Raw genomic sequence first — 20900 nt, 5'->3', positions numbered from 1 at the left:
AGTGATTGTAGCTACTAGCTGAACTTTATTTCCATATGATATTACTTTGTCAGATAATACCATGTTACTGTTTTTCTTAGTTACTGTTAATGTTCCTGTTGCTGATGAATTTTTAAATACATGGGTTCCAGAATATATTGCTGTAATTGTGTATTTTTTTGGTGTTAAATTAATTGGATTATATGTACAATGTGCTTTTCCATTAGTTATTTTTGATGTTGCAATTGGTGAATTATTGATTTTAAAGGTTACATTACCTTCTGTTACATATTCATTTGTTTTATTGTTAACTACTGTTGCTGTTAATTGTACTTTTGTATTATATGTTGTTATTTTATTAGTTACTGACATTCTTGTTGGTATAGTACCTTTTAATGATTTATTTGTACTTGATAAGTCTTGTGCTGTTTTTATGGATTTTTGTGTGACCTCTTTTTGTGTGGTTGAGTGTGTAACTTCATTTGTTTTTGCATGATTTATATATGTATTTTCACTAACTTCTGTATTTTCTGCTACAGTTTTAGTGGAAACTGTTTTAGACATATCTGCAGTACTGGTTGATACTGTTGGAGTATCAGTTATACTGTGTGTAGTATTTTCTGCAGATACTGCTGATATACCTAATAATATCATAGACATTAAGACTATGATAAATAGTTTTTTAATCTTAACAACCCCTAATTAAATTATTTAATAAAATTCTATTATAATAAATTAATTCTTCTAAAAACCTTACTTATTAAAAGTAGGTTTATGTTATATTACTTGGTGTTATTATTTAAAACTATAGCTTTTTTAATAAAAAAATATGAAAAAGTAATAATTATTCTCTTTTAAATTAGGAATTTAAATTAAGAAAATCTATTAACAATAGCTTTCACATACAATTTAAAGATTTGATAACCATAGATTGGCAAATGAAGATAATAATGTTTTTTATGCTTTTTAATAAACTGCAAATTTGTTTTAATATGATTATATTCTGTATGAAAGGTAGAATGCTTATGTCTTGACATTCCAACCTTATGCCATACGATAGAATTCATTACAGTCACTACCTTATAACCCTTATTTTTAACAGTGACTGCTAAATCAACATCTTCACAACCAAAAAAGAAGCTAGTATCAAGATAATTCTCTGGAATTAACGAACTTTTAATAAGTAATCCTGCACCTGAAACCCAGTCACATTCAACAACATTACCTGAAATATCATAGTTTTCCTCATCCATTATACTATGATGTCCAGGATATTCATCTAAATCCACAACACTTCCAATACACCATATTTTATCATGCACTCCTTCATAATCATAATAATAAAATTTTGGACCTATAATACCTATTTTATCATCATTTAATGCTACATCAACCATATTATCTAAAAAGTTAGCATCTACAATAGTATCATTATTTAATAATAATACATACTCTGGATTATCATGTTTTAAGGTATAATCAATGGCTATGTTGTTTCCCCTTGCAAAACCATAATTTTCATAATTTTCTATAAGTAATAATTTCTTTTTTTCTATTGTTGAAGTGTTATCTACTTGTTTATTCAAATTATCTTCCATTATATGTGTTAATTGAATGGGTTTATTATTTTGATATTTTGTAAATTCAGTTTCAATTCTAATATTTCCCTTTGCATATTCAGTTATTTTTTCTATAGATTCATTTGTTGAATGATTATCAACAACAATCACATTATAGTTAGGATAGTTTATTTGATATAATGATTCTAATGCTTCTAATGTATCATCATACCCATTCCAATTTAATAATATTATTGATACTAATGGTTTTGTCATTTTAATCATCTTGATTATCCAAAATTCTATATATATGATTTAATAATCTGTTACCTGCATGTTCTAATGTCCAATAGGATTGTATGGTTTTAATTCCATTGTATGAAAATTTATTCCATAGTTCCTTGTTATTTGATAGGGTAATTATTGCCTTTGCAAATGATTTTTCATCTCTTTGAGTTAAAAGTCCTGTTTTATTATGTTGTACTGTTTCTTTAACTCCTCCCTCTTTAACTCCAACAACAGGTGTTCCACAAGCCATTGCTTCTAATGGAACATATCCAAAAGGTTCTAAGTATGGTGCATATACAACTAATTTAGCTGTATTATATAGCTTAATTAATTCAACATCTGAAATCATTGAATGAATATCTAGTTTTACATTCTTCCTATTGGCTAATGTTTTAAGATAGTTTACCCATCCTTCATCACTACTGTTACCTACTAGAACTAGTTTAGGTCTTTGATTTTCTGGTATATGTGCTATTGCTTTAATTAGAAAATCATAACCCTTTGGTGGTATACATGTACCAACAGATAGTACGAAGTTTTCTCTTTCAAGATTATATGGTTTAAACATACTAGTATCCACACCAATATATGACACATATGCATTTTTACCATATTGTCTTAGAATATTTTCATGACTAAAATATGAGTTTGCAAGAAGATTTGTTGAGTACTGTGCAAATTCAAGATCCCTTTCATAATCCCTTGTTTCAACATAATTAACAAAATATTGTGCAAATGGCTTAATTAATCTATTATTAAATATGCTTGACTTTTTCTTTTGATTATTTACTATTTTTAGTATTTTATCAGTTCTAATTGGCTGTTGACAGTAGTATAGATTAGGTTTTGTTAAATATTTAAAGATTATGGGAGTCATTGTAAATTGATCCTGTTCACAGTAGATTATATCATAATCTGATGAATTTAAATCTACAGCTATTTTTTTTTCAGTATTGAAAACGTTGTTTAGAGATACTTTCTTAATAATAGCTGGTACATAACTGAATATTGAATAAATTTTCTCTCTGAAAAAACTAGGTTTTACATCGTATTTAATTACATTATTAGCTATTGGTTCTAATGGTAAATATTCCTCATTAGCTGTTTCTGGTATGAACACATCTACAATATGTCCATGCTTTGTTAAATAATCAATATATGTATATAATGATCTCTTAGCTCCTCCAGAAGGCAGGTTATGAAAAACTGCTATCTTTAATTGTTTAGTCATTTTATCCCCTTTTATTCCCTATCATTAATCTTCTAAAAAAATTACTAATTAATATTTATATTTGTTTTTTTATATATTATTTAAATTAACTAGATGTAGTTAAATAAAAAAATTATATAGATATTTTATAGAAAAAATAGGTCTTTTATAAAAAATGAAAATTTAAAAAAAAGTAAAATGAAAGGATCTTTAAATCTTACATCTTAGTTATGCTATGTATATAAGTTTCAATGTTGTACCATCTAATCTTACATTAATAGTTGTGTATACTTTTCCAGGAATTATATACTGATAATATCCCTTATAATTTAGTTCTACTGTTTTTGTTTGTGGTGTTTTATTATTGAAGATTGTGATGTTTCTTGGAGGTATTACATGAGTTGTACTACGTAGTGTACCATTATCATTATAGAAGTATGTATCTGCATATACTGTGTAAATTGTAACATTTGATATTGGATTATATCTACAGTTATAAATATGCCCACTAAATACTATTGGACAGTCATCATTAACATTATAATTATTTTTCTTAATCATACTTATGTTATTATAACCCCACCAATTATATTCTCCTTTAACTTGCGTAGTTGAATATATGTTATTTCCATTGTTATTTCCTGCTTTATTATTATATAATGAAGAACCTACTATTTGACAGGTTTTATTTACAAATATTGCTCCTCCAGCAAATCCTGCAGTATTATCTAAAAATACAGAGTCTAAGATTCTAAGATCATCATTAGCAAATATTGCTCCTCCACGACCCCATTTTCCAGGAGCTTTATTCTTAATAAATTCTGAGTTTGCTACAACAAGGTAATTATCCATATGATTATATAATGCTCCACCATATTGTGCAAGATTTCCATTACAATATGTGCTTCTAACAGAGATGATATTTTCTTTTCCAAATATTGATATAGCACCACCATATGATTTACCACCACCAGCGAGAGTGTTATTTTTAAAGGAACATGCTTCAATATATGCTTGACTTCTAATTGATTCCATGTAGAATGCTCCACCTCTTGAACTTGCGTACTTTGCAACGTTGTTGTTAAATTGAGTATTTTTAAGAGTCCAAGTTAGATATGTTGATTCTGAACTTATAGCTCCACCATAACTTGCCAAGTTGTTGTTAAATCTTGAATTTGTTATGTTATATACTGACATGAATCCTCTTCCACAGATTGCTCCACCATATGTTATAATTTTATTATTTGTTGCTTTATTTGAAGTGAATATTGTGTTGTTTATTGAGATTATATCACTTGCACCTATGTTATAGAATGCTCCACCATATTTATCTGCTTTATTTGATGTGAATGTTGTGTTGTCAATTAATAAATCTGCAAAACATGATATTGCTCCACCTGTTTCTCTAGCATGATTATTATAAAAGAGGGTTGAGAATATTGATGCGTTAGTTCCACTGTTTATACTAATAGCACCACCATTTAGAGCATAGTTATATCTGAATGTGGATTTTTTAACTGTTAAAAATCCATTACCAATCATTATTGCTCCACCATATCCTAATTTTGATTCATATTCTGCTCTATTAGATGTGAATGATGATGAATTTATAATCAAGGTCCCATTATTTGCATTGTATATTGCTCCTGCACAACCTGCAGTATTTTGTCCAAATGAAGAGTTACTTACAACTAAACTAGTATTTCCTCCAGAATATATTGCACCACCTGTACCTAAGGTATCAGACATGGAGTGTTCTGTTTGAACTGTATTATTTACAAATAAACAGTTTATTATATCTACCACATTACTTCTATCAGAAAAACATAGTGCTCCTCCACGTACAGTTGCTATATTATTTTTAAATGTTGAATCTTTAATATAAACTCTGTTATTACTGGACAATACTCCTATTGCACCACCTTGACTTCCCTTATTATTCATACATGATATGTTATTTACATACAATGTTGTTGATGGTGAATTAATCTTAATTACTGCACCATATGTGGTGGTATTACCATTTTTTACTGTTAATTTACTGATATTAAAAGTTATTTTTGTTTTATTTAATTCAAATAAACGTGCATTTTCTAGTTTTATAAGAGTATTTGGTTTGCTTTGTCCTGTAATATTAATATTTTTCGTAATTGATATTGTTTGATTAACTCTGTACTGTCCATTATATATGTATATTAAATTAACATCAGAATGAGTCATTGCATAGTCACATGCATAGTTTAATGTTCTAAATGGAGCTTTTTGTGAACCATTATTTTTATCTGAACCAGAATTACTTATATATATAGTTCTATTTGGTTTAATAGTGGCTTGTTTTGTAGTAGTTTTTGTTACAGTGTTATTTTTTACAGTAGTTTTAGGTGTTGTTTTTGTTATATTTGTTTTAGTAGAAGTTTCTTGTTTTATACTTTTTGTAATAGGTTTTGTTATAGTGTTATTTTTTAAAGACACTTCTTTATTCATATTTACTGAAGATTTTTTTAGAGATTTTGTCTCTAATACATGATTTGTGCCAGCACCCTCTGTTGTTATTTGTATGTTTGTATTATCTGTAGTGTTGGTCTCTGATGCACAGACAGTTGATACTAACATAAATAAACAGACAAGTAGTAATAAAATCATGCTTATCTTTTTAATTTTAATAAGGTTTTCCTCCAAATTCTTTATTAAATGTGAATATTTATATCAATATGAATTCTTTTTTTATTATATTAAACAGATTTTCTGTTATTATTATTATTATGTTATTCAAACTATATATTAGATTAGATAAAATAAGGACTAATTCAAGTTTTATTAATATATTTAAAAAAAGATTTGTAAAAAGAGAGTGTTATTATCTAGATTTAAATTACTTATTTTGTTTTAGTAATCCATCTTTTAATCCATTTATAATAACTTTAGAATATTTGGGATTTTTATAAATATTCATAAAGAATTCTTTAAGTGCAAACAATACAATGTAAATAATGAATTTATAATAGATTAAACCACTAGTATGACGTTTCATATAGAATATTCTATTACGCATGTGGTAATATAATCTAGATAATGATTTTATTGAAGCTCCTTCTTTATGATATATACATCCCCTATTAGAAATTCTTAATTTATAACCATGTTCACAAACACAACTAGACCAGTCAACATCCTCCCAGTACATGAAAAAATCCTCATTCATAGTACCAACTTCATCTAAAACATCAACTGATGTGAATATACACGAACCTGTAATAAAATCAAATGAATCCCTAGTATCATCAAAAACAGCCATAGCCTCACCATGAACTAAATCAATAATACCTCCACCAACAGTTTGTAACTTATTTCTTTCATGATAATAATAATGTTTTATTCCAACAAATCCAGTGTCATCTGATTCATTAAACTTACTAATCAATCCATCTATAAAATCAGGTGATACAATAGTATCATTATTTAATAGTAGAACATAATCTGTTAGCTTAGTTTTTAAAATATAGTTTAGGGCAACATTATTTCCACCAGCAAATCCTGAATTTTCATCATTAATTATAAATAAAATATCAACATCATCTGATTTTACATAATTATATAGTTGATTTTTTAAAACAAGACTATGTGAATAATAAGAATCATTTTCTAAATAATTAAGAATATAATCAACAGATTCTTTTTTTGAATCATTATCTACAAGATATATATCATAAAAATCATAATTAACATGTTTTAATGATTCCAAACATTCCACAGTATCTTCATGTCCATTCCAATTTAATAATATTATTGATACTTTATCTTTGTAAATAAATAATCCCCCAAAAAAAAGTTAAATAAAAAATATTATCTATTCATCTTCAGAACTTTCATCAACATCACTAATAGGAATTTGATGAACTTCCTCATCTTCAGAGTTACCAATAGAATCTAGAATTGTACTTTTTAAAGATTCAAATTCTTCTGAATCAACTATTTTTTTAATACCATAACCTACAGCAACTCCACTTAAAAAAAATAAAGAAAATTTTCCCATATCTATTACTTTTTCAAAGTCTATATCATCTATACTTAAACTATCTTTCATATTATCCAACCTAAAAACTTTCTTATTTACTATACTTATATATCATTTATAATATAATAACAATTATTAAAATATACAAGTGTTTACAATGATAAATTATGAAACATATCGTTATCGATTTATAGATTTAAAGGAAAATAAGGGAATTAAAGAAGTAGAAATTATTTTACATAATGATGATGAGATGACAATAGAATATAGTGGAAAAAATGGTTTTAATAAAGAAGAATTTGATTATCCATTATTCAATAGAAAAGAAAAAGACGAATCAACAAGTTGGTTTATATATAGAGTTGAAGAAATAATTGATACAGACTTTGAACTTCTTGATGAACTTAGAATGCCTATTCAAGCTGATGAAAAAGAATTAACACATACAATACGAAAACAAGTAGAAATATATTGTTTTAAAAATTAAGGAGAATTAAATTGAAGAAGTATAACTGTATATTTCCAGGATTATACAATTACATACTTACAAAGGATGTGGGAATGATTCCCTATATCCTAGCTAAGTATTATAATTGTACTATAACCACCTACAACAATGATAATTACACCTACATCGACACAATACTTAAAAATAATAACTTAAAAATCAATTATCTAAATAATACAAAGAATGAAAAAAAAGATGTAATGGAGTATATTAAGAAAAATGCTAAAAATATCGATATAATACAATTCTATCATCTACGATACAATGTTCTTCCATGGTATGTTCTAATATATAAATTATACAATCCCCATGGAAAAATATATCTTAAATTAGATGCTAACAATGATTACATTGATTTTTTAGTTAAAAGAAAAGGTATACTTCCAATGATAAGAAGATTTCTTGTAAAAATCCTATTTAAATTCATAAATGTTATTAGTATTGAAACAAGACGAAACTACAATACACTAAAAACAAGTAACATAATAAGTCCTAAGAAGTTACTATATCTTCCCAATGGTATCATGAAAAATAATACTAACATTAACAATAAAGAAAAAATAATACTCTATGTTGGATATATTGAGAAAAAAAATAAGTCAATAGATATGCTTCTTCAAGTTATTACTACTATTAATTTAGAAGAATGGAGATTAGTTCTTATTGGTAGAGTAATGGATGATATGAAAGAATTTATAAATAATTTATTTGAAAATAAACCTGAACTTAAAGATAAAATCATATTAAAAGGATATATTTCTGATAAAAATCTTCTCTCACAAGAATATGCTAAATCAAGTATATATTGTTGCACATCGAAAAAAGAAAGCTTTGGAATATCAACACTTGAGGCTGCATATCATGGAAATTATATTATCTCCACAAATGTTGGAGGATCTCCTGATATAATAAATAAAACAAGTTATGGTAAAATAATTAATCATGACACTAATGATTTAAAGGAAACTCTTGAATATACAATTAATAATTGGAATAAACTTAAAAGAAATCCCTCTGAGATTCAAAAAATAGTATATGATAACTTCAATTGGAATGATTTATGTGATAAACTAGTTAAAAAGTTTTAAAAAAAAAGAAGATTATTTTTTAAACTTAATTATACTAGTTGAAAAATACTTTTTATTATCTACAAATCCGTGTACAACATTTTCATCTTCCATTGTACAGTTTTGAACAGATACTATTTCTTTTTCTCTTGGATCTTTATTTATACAATCTTCTAATACATCTAAATGTCTTGAAGTTTTCATTGCAACTAACGTATCAACATATGGTAATAATTTAGGTAATCTTTCATCTACTTGTGGTACTACAACCATAATATCATCTTGTTCTGTTAATTGAATTCCTGCTGTTGTGGAACATGCAGTGAATGATGTTATACCTGGAACTAATTCTACTTCAACACCCTTTTTTTGTAATCTTTTAGAAACATAAGAAAATGTACTAAATACTGTAGGATCACCTAAAGTCACAAATACTGCATTTAAACCATTAGACAGTTTTTCAAATAACATTTCTGCAGCATCATCCCATGATTTTGCTAATTCATCTTTATCTTCAGTCATAGGGAATAATGGTTGTAATATTTCACATTCTTCTTCTCTTTCATCAATTATATTTTGAACTATATTTAATGCTACACTTGGTTTACCATTACGTGATTGTGGAGCAAATATAATATCTGTTTCTTTAATAATTCTTGCTGCTTTTAATGTTACAAGTTCAGGGTCTCCTGGTCCTACCCCTAAACCATATAATTTTCCAATTTCCATAATATTTTCTATCCTTATCTGTTTAATAAAAAATAATAAAACCTTAATTTACTTAAAAAAACTAAAGTAAACTTTATTTAAAGATTATATTCATTTTATACTACTATTATACACATATAAAATATATATAATTTTTATAGAAGGATTTAAAAAAATAGAGATGAAACTAAAATAAATCTGATAAGGGATTTTATGGAAATATATCCATGACATGGACCATCTTTTAAATTATAGAAAATCAAAATGAAATTTAAAAAAAAAGTATGTTGAGTAAGATTCTAAAACACCATNTAACATCATAACTACTAGTAGTAAACTTTAAACTTAAACTTAAACATACTAATATATAGTATAATTATAGTAACTTATTTCATCAATACTATAATAATTAAGGAGTATTAAAATGAACACCAACCAAGTAAAAGAAACATTAGATAAATATGTAATGCATACATATGGAAGATATGATCTTGTACTAGATCATGGACATGGAAGTATTGTGTATGATAAAGAAGGAAATAAATACATCGACTGTGTAGCGGGAATAGCAGTAAATAGTATTGGACATACACATGAAAAAATAGCCCAAACACTCTCACAACAAGCAAAAAAACTCATACACGTATCAAACCTATACTACACAGAAGAACAAGCAGAATATGCAAAAAGACTTGTTGAACTCTCTCCACATGAAAAAGTATTCTTTGCAAACAGTGGAGCAGAAGCAAATGAAGGTGCTATAAAACTTGCAAGAAAATACACTGGAAAAAGTGAAATTATTGCAATGAAAAATTCATTCCATGGAAGAACACTTGCTACAATAACAGCAACAGGACAACCAAAATACCAGAAAGGATTAGATCCATTACCACAAGGATTTATTCATGTAGACTACAACGATATTGACCAAGTAAAAGATGCAATAACAGAAAATACTGCAGCAATACTTGTAGAACCAATACAAGGAGAAAGTGGTGTACGTGTACCTGATGATGATTACCTACCACAACTTAGAAAAATCTGTGATGAAAATGGAATTCTCTTAATATTTGATGAAGTACAAACAGGATTTGGACGTACAGGTAAATTCTTTGCTTCAGAACTAACAAACACAGTTCCAGATATTACAACATGTGCAAAAGCTATAGCTGGAGGACTACCAATGGGTGTTGTATTAAGTAGTGCTAAAGTAGCAAGTGGATTTAATCCAGGAGACCATGCATCCACCTTTGGTGGAACAGCCCTAGTAACTGCAGTTGCATCATGTGTTCTTGATATTTATGAAGAAGAAGATCTAGTTAATAAATCCAAAGAAAATGGTGAATACTTCATGGAAAAACTAGCTAATCTTAAAGAAAAACATGACTGTATTGTTGATGTACGTGGACATGGATTAATGGTAGGTGTAGAACTTAACTATGATTGTGGTAATCTAGTTGAAAAAGCACAAGAAAAAGGAGTTCTTATAAACGTTGCAAATGGTAATGTAATTAGATTTGTACCACCTCTTGTAATTACAAAAGAAGAATTAGATGAAGTAGTAGAAGTTATTGATGAAATTTTACCATAACTTCCTTTCTTTTTTTTAAATAACTTTTTTCTATTTATTAGTAATGGCTTCTCTAAAGAATTTCGGTATTAGTTTTCTATACATCTTATTTCTAAGAATTGATTGTATATTTTTATCTAAGATGTATGTATCACAACTATCATTTTCTGCTCTCATTCCCCTACCATATGCCTGCATTAATGTCATTATTGTTTTATATGCATACCATTGTGGATCAATATTTTTTCTTTCATTTATCTGTTTATCTCCAAGATATGGATAAGGTACCTTATATATAATTTGGAATTGACACTTCTCATATGGTAAATCTACTCCTTCACTCATGGAAGGACTTACTAAAACATAAGGATTTGATGATCTTTCAAATTCTGCTAGTATTTGATCCCTTGATTTAGGTGAATGAGATAGTATTCTTTGGTCTTTAATATGGTCTGTTATATATTTTTGACATTTATAACTATTTGTATGAATTAAACCCTTCTCATTTTTATGTTCATCCATTATATCTCGAAGTACAGGTATTGTTTTTGGTGCTGTATGCCAAAGAGCACGTTTAGCCATTGACCCCACTAGTCTCATATGTATTGGCCTATACTCTTTTTTAAATGGACTTTCACTGTGTATATAATAAACATCATCTGAATTTAAACCTAACCATTTACAAAACAAATCCTTATCAAGTATAGTTGCACTCATAAATAATATCTTATCAGCATACTGGAACAATGTATCCTCAGCATACATATCCACTTTAAGTGGTTTAAATGAAACAACCTCACCTTCAAATGAAACAACCCAATTTTCAGGATTTTTCTTAATATTTTCAGTGATTTCTTTGAGTTTTCTTTTTGTACGTTCTATTCTATCTGCTTTTTTCTTAGTAAGATTGTTTGTATATATATCATTATATGAATCAAATATGGATTCAAGAAATGCAATCCAATCTTTAATATCTGTAAATGACATCATTTCTCTTGGTATAGACTGATTAATATCTTTTTTTAACTGTTTATCAGAAATATTAAGTTCTAATTTATGCATTATCTTATCTTCAATATTATGGGCCTCATCAAGTATCATTATATTTCTTTTTTGGAAATGTTGCACATAATTTAATTCAAGATATGCATAATCATAATTTAGTAATGTAACAGGCTCATTTATTGCAATAGATTTCTGATTCCAATATGGACAATGTTCTGATGATTTAAATGAAAATGGTGTATTGTAGTACTGGGTATTATCATCATCTTCCATATTTTTCTGTTTATTTTGTTCTATTTTAATACCATATGGACAAGCAAATTCCTCTGTTGTTCTACTTGTTTGACATGTTCCTTGATCACATGTATTTAAAGAACCACTATCCATACATGAGAAATTATTTCTTCCCTTAACTTGAGCATAACCAAATTCATCAGCATATTGTCTTTGTAATTGTTTTGTCATTGTAAGAATATATGCTGGTTGTAGAATTTGAGCAAGGGTTGCTGCAATAGCTGATTTTCCTGTTCCTGTTCCTGCTTCAAGTATAACATAACGTTTATCTGACTCAAAAGCATTTAATATTTCTGTTATGAGTTCTAATTGATTATGTCTTGCTTGTTTAAATGGAAAGTTTTCAATTATTTCATCGTCTATATCGGGATGTTGTTGTTGAAGAGACTCTTTTTCCTCAGTAGAAGGTCTGCTAATGAGGGAATTTTGATTTTTCTCTTTCTTAGAACATATGCATTTATTTCTTATCATTCCACAATCTGGGCAAAATATCGTATTCATAGTTTTTATATTTATTATTCATACTTTATTATTTAGTTGATTTAAAAATCATTCATAAGATATTCAAGTATAAAATAAATACACCAGATACCTGAAGTATTAAGAGATGTTATTGAAAAATTCAAATAAAATCATTAATAATAAAATAAGATATTTTAATTGTAAAAATAATATATACATATAACAAAGGTGAAATAATGAAAAAAGCAATTATTAAAACTGAAAAAGGTGATATTACATTAGAATTATTCCCTAATGAAGCACCTGGAACAGTAGCAAATTTTGAAAAATTAGCTAATAAAGGATTTTATGATGGACTTACATTCCACAGAGTAATTCCTGACTTTGTAATTCAAGGTGGATGTCCCAATGGTAATGGAACAGGTGGACCAGGTTACACAATAAAATGTGAAACAGAAGGTAATCCACATAAACATGGTACTGGAGCATTATCCATGGCACATGCAGGAAAAGATACAGGTGGAAGTCAATTTTTCATAACACACAGCCCACAACCACATCTTGATGGAGTTCACACAGTATTTGGACAGGTTATTGAAGGTATGGATGTTGTTTATAAAATCAGACAAGGCGATGTTATGAACACTATAACAATAATTGATGAATAAAGATAAAACAACATTAATATATTAAGAAAAACATATTATTATATAGAATTTATGTAATATTCATTCTACCCTGACCCCCTAAAATACATTTCCTTTTAGAAGATTAGATTTCTTTTAATTTACTCATTAAACCAGATAATCTTGCATAATTAAAAAGATATAACTGAATATAACCTGCATACATACCAAATGTTTCATGTGCAAATGAAGATATTTTTCCATTAGATACTTTCTGATTTTTAAAATAAAGATATGTTGTTATTCTATTAATCCAAACATCAACAGGATATGCTTCATGTTTATTATAACCATAGAGCAATATACAATCTGCTACCTTTGGACCAACACCCTCAAGTTTTATAATTTCATTATATGCTTTTTTATATGATAATTTAAAGATATTTTCATGAAAATCTATAGAATCCCTTATTTTTTCTGTGGAATTTAACATATACTTATTTCTATATCCCACACCACAATTCTTTAATTCATCAAGACTCATATTAATAAAGACTTCCTCTCTTGGAAATACATAGTATGTATCTTTACCAAAAACCACACTTCTACCACAAAATCTACGTATATCATACAGTGATTTTGTCCAACGTTTTATTGAATTATTTGCAGAACAGATAGAGGAAATAATACATTCAAATGGAAATTGTGACTTAAATAACCTTAAACCCCTATTAAATTCATAAACATCACTTAACTGACTATTTTCTTCAAGAAAATCATAAACTTCATTAATATTATAATCTAAATCAAAGATATAAAATAGTTTAGTTCTAAGTTTTTCTACATTAAATTCCTCTTTAGAGAAATATTTTACAATTAGAGGATCATTTAATTTTTCTTGACTTATTTTTACTAAAACATCAATATTATCAATCAGTATTATTTCATAGTAGTTATTATCATCCATTTTCCATGGCGGTTGACTTGTCTGACCAGAATTCATTGTTAAAATTAAATCAAAATCACCCACATATTCATTGAAATCTACTATAAATTCTCCACTAAACATTATAAACACCAAAAAAAATAAAAAAAAAGTTTTTAATCAAATGAAGGATAAATCACTTGTTTTTGTTTTATCCACTTGATTCCATCCTTTCTAGTTATTATAGCAACATCTATTGGTCCGCCAACCCCCTGTATATCTCCACCATCCATAGTTATTCCATCAGCATATCTTTGTATTATAGATGTTGATTTTATTAAAAATACTGCCAAGTCCACAGCATCCTGTAGTGTTAGTAATGGCCAAGGTATGTTGTATTCTAGTCCTTGTAATTGTTTTATAATATCTTGTTGTGAAGTTGTTGATGATATTCCCTGAAATAAAGAGGTATTAAATATTTTAGCATCATATCCTAAAATCATACGTGATACTACATCCCCCTGTCCTATCCATGTGCAACCATAATTATCAGTTTCACGTTTTACTTGAATATTACCCGGAGAAATTGATTCATATGTTTCAAATGAACCATCAGTATTAAATCCACTTATTAAAAGATTAATTGGTTCAACAGATATATTTCCAGTTTCAATCATACCATTTGGATGTTTAACTTTAAATTCTACAACATTATCCTTTGTTTCTAATGATAGAATATTTAGTCCCTTACTTTGTGCATCTAATTTAAATTGTTGTGCTGAGGCTTCTAATTGTTTTTTCCATGGATATTTACTGTTGATATATGAATGAAGCTCTGTAGCCACATCCTTTACTGACATATTATTTAAATATTTAGTATTGCAGAAATCATTTACATATGTTGATACACTTCTTTGAACACCAGTTTCATCGGCAAAAAATGCCATTCCTGCTGTTCCAACAATTATTCTTTCATTCACAGCAAATAATTTATTTGCATAATTTGTAGATATCCTTGTCATTTGTTTTGGATTTTTTAATGTTTGTCTACTGTCTGAAGCCATTATTATTCCATTAGGCGTTGTTATACTTATTATTAATGTCATAGTTTCTCCTTCATAAAAAGTGTTTTTCTAAATATCTAACCCTATCGAATACTAAAAATCTATTAATATCATTGTTATATTTTTAAAACTCTAAAAAATGTCATGATAACCATAAGTATTCTATTTATTTAATTATTAATATGTTAGAAGTGATATTAAATATTCTTAAAAAAAGTAGAAAGTAAAAATATTAAATTATATTCTAATTGGAATATTTTTATCTTTTAAGTAGTTTTTTACTTGAGGTATTGGATATTCATCAAAGTGAAATATACTTGCTGCTAATGCTGCATCAGCTTTTCCTTTAGAAAATGAATCATAGATATGTTCAGGATTTCCCACACCACCAGATGCTATTACAGGTATGGAAACATTTTCACTTATTGTTTTTGTCAGTTCTAAATCATAACCTATCTTTGTACCATCCCTATCCATACTTGTTAAGAGTATTTCTCCAGCACCTCTTTCTTCACATTCTATTGCCCATTTAACTGCATCAATTCCAGTAAATTCACGTCCACCATAAATACTACAGTCAAACCAACAATATCCATCATTTGTTTCTACAATATAATGTTCATCAGATTCTGATGGATTTTCAACATATCTTCTTTTAGCATCAATACCAATTACACATGCTTGACTTCCAACATGCTCAGATGCTCTGTTTATAAGGGACGGATCTTTTATTGCAGCAGTATTTGTTGAACATTTATCTGCTCCTGCTTTAAGCATTGCCACATAGTCTTTTACTTCTCGTATTCCTCCACCTACACAGATTGGTGTGAATACATTTTCAACTGTTTTTTCAATTACGTCAGCCATTGTAGATCTACGTTCATGGGAAGCTGTTATATCCAAAAATACTATTTCATCTGCCCCTTGTTCATAGTATTTTGTTGCTAATTCAACTGGATTTCCAGCATAACGTATTTGTTTAAATTCTACTCCTTTAACTACTCTACCCTCAGGTACTTGTAGATCACAGTCTAAACATGGTATGATTCTTTTTGATAACATATTATCACTTCATAATTAAAAAATAAATATATAACTTTGGATGATGATTAATAAAAGATTTTATGGGAAGGTAAATTCTTTTATTCTTTAAAAATATGATATAGTATTGCTTTTTGTGCATGTAATCTATTTTCAGCTTGATCCCATATTGCTGATTGAGGCGATACCATTACATCTGCTGTTATTTCTTGATCTCTTATTGCAGGTAAACAGTGCATTACTATTGCATCATCTTTTGCTTGTGATAATAATTCATTGTTAATTTGATATGGTTTGAAGATTCTTTCTCTTTCATCTTGTTCATCTTCATCACCCATACTTACCCATACATCAGTATATAATACATCTGCATCTTTTACTGCTTCATTTACATTGTTTTCAATTTTTATTGTTGAATTAGTTTTTTGAGCTTCTTGTTTTGCAAGTGTATATATTTTTTCATTTGGTTCATAGCCTTCAGGACAAGCTACTGTCATATCCATTCCAACATAGGCTGCTGCTAGTAATAAAGAGTTACATACATTGTTTCCATCACCTATAAACACGATTTTTTTATCGTTAAAATCGCCTTTATATTCTTTTATTGTTAATAAATCAGCAAAAATTTGACATGGATGTTCTTTATCTGTTAATCCACTTATAATAGGTATTGTGGAGTATTGTACTAATTCTTCTACATTTTCATGTTTTTTTGCTCTTATCATTATTCCATCAAGAAAACGTGATAATACCCTTGCAGTATCTTCTATTGGTTCTCCCCTATTTAATTGTAGGTCTTTACTTGAAAGATACAATGGAGTTCCACCTAGTTGATGAATTCCAACTTCAAATGATACTCTTGTTCTTGTTGATGATTTTTCAAAAATCATTCCAATATATTTGTTTGTTAGTGGTTTTTCAGTTATTTCACCTGATTTTAAACCTGATGCTATTTCTAATATTGCATTTACTTCATTTTTTGCATCAGACATTGATAATAAGTTTTTCATTTTCGAATCCTTCCCTAAAAAAATTATTAATTCATAATTTTAATAATAAATAATATATTATTATGTTACTAGTTCTTAAAATAAGTAACTTAAAAATAGATAACATGAATAATTAACTCGTATTTGTAGTAAAAATTTAAGTTATTAAAAATGTAGTGTAGAATTATATGGATTTTTATTTAATTTTGATAATAAAAAAAGTAGGTTGTTAGATTACAATCTAACTTCTTCCATGTGTTTGATTTTTTCATTTAATAATTCTTCAGTAGCAACATCATTTCTATGGTATACTTCACCTTTAACATATTTTATAGCTTCTTCACAGATTTTTTCTGCTTCTTTAATAGAATCTTTTACTGCAAGTACTCCTAATGCTCTTGATGAAGTTAATTTAATAGAATCATCCATATCCTGATAAACTGCTGCATAAAATACTTGTGCTCCTAATTCATTGATTTTATCTTCATCCACATCAACAACAGTATCTGCAACGTGGGTATTTGGATATTTATCAGGTACCACATACTTACATACTGAGGATTTATTAAGGAAATTCACTGAATCTAATGTTCCATCTACTATTTGTTTAGATATTTTTGCTAAATCATCATCTATTACTGATAATACATTCATAGATTCCGGATCTCCAAATCTTGCATTGTATTCTATTACTTTTGGACCATCTTTACATAACATGAATTGACCATATAATATTCCTTTATATGGTTCTTGTTCTTTTGCTATTGCTTTTATTGTTTTTTCCATTATTTCTACTGATTTATCATAATCTTCTTGTGTTAAAAATGGTAGTAAATGATTTTTATCTGAATATGAACCCATTCCCCCAGTAATTGGTCCTTTATTTCCTACAAATGCATGTGGATGATCTTGTGCAGCAGGCATTGGTATAAGATGTGTTCCATCAACAAAAGCTTGTATTGTGTATTCTTCTCCAAGTAATAATTCTTCAATTACTACTCCTTCAAATCCACCCATTTTCTGATGGAAAATTTCTTTAACATATTCTTTTGCTTCATCATTATCAGCTAACTGATCCCCTACAATTTTAACTCCTTTTCCACCAGTTAATCCTATTGGTTTTACTACTACTGGTTCATCAAAGTTATCAATAAATTCATAAGCTTCATCTAAATCATAAAATGTTCCATATTTAATTGATCCTGGAATATCATAATCTTCAAAGAGTTTTCTCATGAATGCTTTGTTTGTTTCTATTTGTGCTGCACTTTTAGTTGGACCCACAGAATGTATTCCTTCTTTTTCAAGTTCATCAACTATTCCCATTTCAAGTGGAGCTTCCGGTCCAATAAATGCTAATTCCACATTATTTTCTTGTGCAAATTTAATAATTTCATTAAAATTAGATTCATCATTTACTGTATAATTTTTAGATATTCTTGCCAATCCAGGATTTTTTCTTCCCATATATGTATAAACATCTGCTGTTTTATTTAATGCCTTAGCAATTGCATGTTCACGTGCACCGCTACCTACCATCAATATTTTCATTATATAATCACGTCCTGTTAATAAGGTATTTTTTGTACTTGTTGTTTTTGTACTGTATTTGTACTTAATAAAAAAAAATTATTATCGTAATATTTTATTATATATAAATATATCCCTTTACTTTTATTAATTTTATTTTTTTATTTAGAATTACTTTCCTACTAAAAGAAATCATTATTAAGTAAGAATTATAATAAATATCCCTATTATTCTAATAAAATATAACACATACTAAAGAGATATATTATATATATTTAAAAATTATTAAAAAAATAAATCTCAATAAGAAAATGGTGTTAAAATGAAAGGTAGTGAACTATTAATTAAGAAATTAAAAGAAAATGGTACAACTACTATCTTTGGTTATCCTGGAGGAGTATTGTTACCATTTTATGATGCGCTTTGTGAATCAGATATTGATCACATCTTAGTTAGACATGAACAAGCAGCAGTGCATGCAGCTGATGGATACTCACGAGCATCAGGGAAAATAGGTGTGTGTTTAGCAACCTCTGGTCCAGGAGCAACCAATATCACAACAGGTATTGCAACAGCCCATATGGATTCATCACCCATAATTGCCCTAACAGGACAAGTAGCAACAAATTTAATAGGAAAAGATGTGTTTCAAGAAGTAGATACTCTTGGAATTACTATGCCTATTAGTAAACATAATTTCCAGCCAAGAACTATGGAACAAATAGCAGAATATGTTGATAAAGCATTCTATATTGCATCAACTGGAAGACCTGGTCCTGTTGTTATTGACCTACCAAATAATACACTTAAGGAAGATGTAGATATTGAGGATATTCATCCAGATACTCAAACACCAGGATATAAACCAACAAAAAAAGGAAATATAAAACAGATAAAAAAGGCTATTGAGATAATAAACACGTCACAAAAGCCAATTATACTTGCTGGTGGAGGAGTAATACTATCAAATGCATCAGATGAATTAGTGAAATTTGCAACACTAACAAACATACCAATAGCAACAACACTAATGGGAAAAGGATCAATATCAGAGGACCATGAACTTTCACTTGGAATGATTGGTATGCATGGTATTGAATCAACAAACATAGCCCTAACAGAATGTGATTGTTTAATTGCTATAGGATGTAGATTCTCAGATAGAAGTGTAAGTAACATTACAGATTATGCACCAAATGCAACAAAAATACAAATAGATGTAGATCCAGCAGAAATTGGTAAAACAATTCCTATAGATGTCCCTATTGTAGGTGATGCAAAGATCACATTAAATGAATTTATTAAAAAAGTTCAAATTTCAAATAGGCCTACATGGACAAAACATCTTATGCAAATAAAAAAGGAAAAAGAACCTAAAATAAACTACGATACAGTTCCCCTAAAACCACAAGAAACAATAAAGGAAATAATGGAAGCAGTAACACCAACAACAATAGTATCAACAGATGTAGGACAAAACCAGATGTGGATGGCACACTACTATAAAACAAAAAATCCAAGAACATTCATATCATCAGGAGGACTAGGAACAATGGGATTTGGACTACCAGCAGCAATGGGAGCACAAGTTGCAAAACCAGAAGAAAATGTTCTGGCAGTAGTGGGAGATGGAGGATTCCAAATGGTATCACAGGAACTAGCAACAATAAAAGAAAATGATTTGCCAATAGTTACATGTATACTTAACAATAGATACCTTGGAATGGTATCTCAACTTCAAAAATTATTTAATGAACATGTTTATGCTACTAAATTAACAGAAACTCCTGATTTTGTAAAATTAGCAGAAGCTTATGGAATATGTGGAGAACGTGTTGAAAAACCTGGAGAATTAAGAGAAACGATACAGAATGCATTTAAATCAAGAGAAGCAACAGTGATAGATGTTACAATAGATTCTGAAGAACTATTACCTATAGTTCCACCAGGTTGTAGACTTGACAATATGAAAACAGATTTTAGTGATTTGGAGGAAGAAGATAATGACTAACCCTAAACATACCATTAGTATATTAGTAGAGAATAAGCCAGGAGTACTT

18 protein-coding genes are annotated in these 20900 nt (G+C 28.1%); 5 read left to right on the top strand and 13 right to left on the bottom strand.

Translation table 11 applies throughout. From position 1 onward, the window contains the following. From BZ132_RS00285 to BZ132_RS00260, 6 genes are all read right to left on the bottom strand, one after another. Window positions 1-639 (bottom strand): Ig-like domain-containing protein (locus BZ132_RS00285; protein ID WP_286940054.1); only part of this gene is annotated, 639 nt, incomplete at its 3' end. A gap of 212 nt (window positions 640-851) precedes the next feature. Further along, window positions 852-1814 (bottom strand): glycosyltransferase family 2 protein, encoded by a 963-nt coding sequence (locus tag BZ132_RS00280; RefSeq protein WP_286940052.1) that lies wholly within the window; start codon window positions 1812-1814, stop codon window positions 852-854. A gap of 1 nt (window position 1815) precedes the next feature. Beyond that, a complete protein-coding gene (locus BZ132_RS00275) occupies window positions 1816-3057 on the bottom strand; it encodes a glycosyltransferase family 4 protein (RefSeq protein WP_011405662.1) in 1242 nt (413 codons plus the stop codon). A 207-nt stretch (window positions 3058-3264) separates the two neighbouring features. After that, complete coding sequence (locus tag BZ132_RS00270) at window positions 3265-5679, bottom strand: hypothetical protein (RefSeq protein ID WP_286940051.1); 2415 nt, start codon at window positions 5677-5679, stop codon at window positions 3265-3267. 229 nt (window positions 5680-5908) lie between these two features. Then, window positions 5909-6820, bottom strand: coding sequence for a glycosyltransferase family 2 protein (locus tag BZ132_RS00265; protein ID WP_258393681.1), 912 nt, complete (start codon window positions 6818-6820; stop codon window positions 5909-5911). Window positions 6821-6883: 63 nt separating this feature from the next. Continuing rightward, window positions 6884-7120 (bottom strand): hypothetical protein, encoded by a 237-nt coding sequence (locus tag BZ132_RS00260; protein WP_011405659.1) that lies wholly within the window; start codon window positions 7118-7120, stop codon window positions 6884-6886. A gap of 88 nt (window positions 7121-7208) precedes the next feature. Here BZ132_RS00260 and BZ132_RS00255 point away from each other — a divergent pair, with 88 nt between their 5' ends. After that, the gene (locus BZ132_RS00255; RefSeq protein WP_011405658.1) at window positions 7209-7538 is read left to right on the top strand and encodes a hypothetical protein; all 330 of its coding nucleotides are present in this window, start codon (window positions 7209-7211) and stop codon (window positions 7536-7538) included. An 11-nt stretch (window positions 7539-7549) separates the two neighbouring features. Then, window positions 7550-8647, top strand: coding sequence for a glycosyltransferase (locus BZ132_RS00250; RefSeq protein ID WP_112149229.1), 1098 nt, complete (start codon window positions 7550-7552; stop codon window positions 8645-8647). 12 nt (window positions 8648-8659) lie between these two features. Here the strand turns inward: BZ132_RS00250 and cobI are convergent, their stop codons facing one another. After that, on the bottom strand, window positions 8660-9355 hold the full coding sequence (gene cobI, locus BZ132_RS00245; protein ID WP_011405656.1) for a precorrin-2 C(20)-methyltransferase: 696 nt from the start codon (window positions 9353-9355) through the stop codon (window positions 8660-8662). Between the two features lie 403 nt (window positions 9356-9758). Between cobI and BZ132_RS00240 the strand changes: the two genes are divergently transcribed. Further along, window positions 9759-10925 carry an aspartate aminotransferase family protein gene (locus BZ132_RS00240; protein ID WP_112149228.1) on the top strand — a complete coding sequence of 389 codons (1167 nt, stop codon included), beginning with the start codon at window positions 9759-9761 and terminating at the stop codon, window positions 10923-10925. A gap of 30 nt (window positions 10926-10955) precedes the next feature. On the opposite strand, the gene BZ132_RS00235 is transcribed toward BZ132_RS00240, so the two are convergent. Next, window positions 10956-12704, bottom strand: a complete 1749-nt coding sequence (locus tag BZ132_RS00235; protein ID WP_112149227.1) for a helicase C-terminal domain-containing protein — start codon at window positions 12702-12704, stop codon at window positions 10956-10958. Window positions 12705-12901: 197 nt separating this feature from the next. On the opposite strand from BZ132_RS00235, the gene BZ132_RS00230 reads away from it, so the two are divergent. Beyond that, the gene (locus BZ132_RS00230; protein WP_011405653.1) at window positions 12902-13333 is read left to right on the top strand and encodes a peptidylprolyl isomerase; all 432 of its coding nucleotides are present in this window, start codon (window positions 12902-12904) and stop codon (window positions 13331-13333) included. Between the two features lie 103 nt (window positions 13334-13436). Here the strand turns inward: BZ132_RS00230 and BZ132_RS00225 are convergent, their stop codons facing one another. The 5 genes from BZ132_RS00225 to purD form a co-directional block, all read right to left on the bottom strand. Continuing rightward, window positions 13437-14360 (bottom strand): DNA glycosylase, encoded by a 924-nt coding sequence (locus BZ132_RS00225; RefSeq protein ID WP_048059662.1) that lies wholly within the window; start codon window positions 14358-14360, stop codon window positions 13437-13439. Between the two features lie 32 nt (window positions 14361-14392). After that, window positions 14393-15322: a hypothetical protein gene (locus BZ132_RS00220; RefSeq protein ID WP_286940045.1), complete on the bottom strand. Its 930-nt coding sequence runs from the start codon at window positions 15320-15322 to the stop codon at window positions 14393-14395. A 195-nt stretch (window positions 15323-15517) separates the two neighbouring features. Continuing rightward, window positions 15518-16342 (bottom strand): imidazole glycerol phosphate synthase subunit HisF, encoded by an 825-nt coding sequence (gene hisF / locus BZ132_RS00215; RefSeq protein WP_011405650.1) that lies wholly within the window; start codon window positions 16340-16342, stop codon window positions 15518-15520. An 80-nt stretch (window positions 16343-16422) separates the two neighbouring features. After that, on the bottom strand, window positions 16423-17331 hold the full coding sequence (argF, locus tag BZ132_RS00210) for an ornithine carbamoyltransferase (RefSeq protein ID WP_286940043.1): 909 nt from the start codon (window positions 17329-17331) through the stop codon (window positions 16423-16425). 213 nt (window positions 17332-17544) lie between these two features. Further along, entirely contained in the window at window positions 17545-18861 is a 1317-nt protein-coding gene (gene purD / locus BZ132_RS00205; protein WP_011405648.1) for a phosphoribosylamine--glycine ligase, read from the bottom strand. Between the two features lie 301 nt (window positions 18862-19162). Here purD and ilvB point away from each other — a divergent pair, with 301 nt between their 5' ends. Continuing rightward, window positions 19163-20851, top strand: a complete 1689-nt coding sequence (gene ilvB / locus BZ132_RS00200) for a biosynthetic-type acetolactate synthase large subunit (protein ID WP_286940041.1) — start codon at window positions 19163-19165, stop codon at window positions 20849-20851. Window positions 20852-20900: the final 49 nt, after the last annotated feature.

This window comes from Methanosphaera sp. DEW79 (assembly GCF_003266085.1).
Classification (GTDB): Archaea; Methanobacteriota; Methanobacteria; order Methanobacteriales; family Methanobacteriaceae; genus Methanosphaera; species Methanosphaera stadtmanae.
This window is presented reverse-complemented; position numbering and strand designations above follow the sequence as displayed.